Genomic DNA, 1176 nt, shown 5'->3' with positions numbered 1-1176 from the left:
ATTCAGTTTTGAGAGACGTAAGTCTCATCAACACCGTGTTGTGATGATGGCATTGAGGTCACACCTGTTCCCATACCGAACACAGAAGTTAAGCTCAATAGCGCCGAAAGTAGTTGGAGGATCTCTTCCTGCGAGGATAGGACGTCGCAATGCAAACGAAAGTCGCCAGTGCTGGCGGCTTTTTTTGTGCATAAATGTAAAATGAACTCAAAAAAAGCCTATACAATTTGGGTATAGACTTTAAATCGTTATAGTAAAATTTCAAATTCTAAATTATTGTATTGATCACGCTCACGAATTTGACGGTAACCGAAGGTTTGTTCATGACGAGCTAATAAATCAGTTGACCAAGAAATCTGCTTTTCAGAATTTGCAAACATATTTTCTTTCAATCGATTGATTAAAGCTAAAAACTTGGTCGCGTTATCTGATGGAATCGACATGTATAATCGTTCATCATTACCATACTTTTTTGAAATACGCTTAAGTGTGACATTCATAACCTGACGGGTGTATGCTGGATTACGATTTAAACGTACGCTTACATTAATATGATTATAGTGATTGTTGCGACTGTATTGTAAAACGTTCGCTAGAAACGTTTCGCCATTAATTTGTTCTGCTTTTTGAGTCATTGAAATGTCCTTTTATCTTTTGAGATTATATTAGATAAGTATAGCACGTAAAATTAATTTACGATATTACTAAAAAAGCTTGCATTTTAAACCGGGCAAGGGTAATATAAATAGGCCGTCAAGCGATGGAAACATACACAGATGACAGTAAAAAACATTTATTAAAAAGTTGTTGACAATTCAAATTGAAGTGTGTATTATTAATCAAGTTGAGTCGTTGGTAAAACAGCTTCTTGGCCACCAAGTAGATCATTGAAAACTGAATATCGTTTCGATATAAACAAATGTGTAGGGTCACCAAATTTATTTGGTGCAAACATTTGCGAAGTCAATTCGCTAGTAAATTCGTTTAACAATCTGTTAAACAACAAAAAGAAAAATTGAGTAATATCAAGCTTTTGAAACCTTTCTTCATTTATGGAGTAAGTACAAAATGAGAGTTTGATCCTGGCTCAGGATGAACGCTGGCGGCGTGCCTAATACATGCAAGTCGAACGCTTTGTGGTCCAACTGATTTGAAGAGCTTGCTCAGATATGACGA

1 protein-coding gene and 2 rRNA genes are annotated in these 1176 nt (G+C 35.7%); 2 read left to right on the top strand and 1 reads right to left on the bottom strand.

Translation table 11 applies throughout. The annotated features are described in order from the left end of the window. Positions 1–36: 36 nt before the first annotated feature. Positions 37–153: ribosomal RNA gene (rrf, locus tag D3P96_RS08260) — 5S ribosomal RNA — on the top strand. Between the two features lie 95 nt (positions 154–248). On the opposite strand, the gene D3P96_RS08255 is transcribed toward rrf, so the two are convergent. Continuing rightward, the gene (locus D3P96_RS08255) at positions 249–635 is read right to left on the bottom strand and encodes a hypothetical protein (RefSeq protein WP_124943873.1); all 387 of its coding nucleotides are present in this window, start codon (positions 633–635) and stop codon (positions 249–251) included. A 429-nt stretch (positions 636–1064) separates the two neighbouring features. Between D3P96_RS08255 and D3P96_RS08250 the strand changes: the two genes are divergently transcribed. Next, positions 1065–1176, top strand: a 16S ribosomal RNA gene (locus D3P96_RS08250); the annotation flags it as partial.

Origin of the sequence: Weissella viridescens, assembly GCF_003862435.1 — a bacterium.
In the GTDB taxonomy this organism is placed as follows: Bacteria; Bacillota; Bacilli; order Lactobacillales; family Lactobacillaceae; genus Weissella; species Weissella viridescens_A.
The sequence above is the reverse complement of the archived record's forward strand: the minus strand, read 5'-3'. Positions and strand labels throughout refer to the sequence as shown.

Bases quoted from the DNA above. Each gene is read 5' to 3' on its own strand.
- D3P96_RS08255 (WP_124943873.1), bottom strand. From the start codon at position 635: ATGACTCAAAAAGCAGAACAAATTAATGGCGAAACGTTTCTAGCGAAC.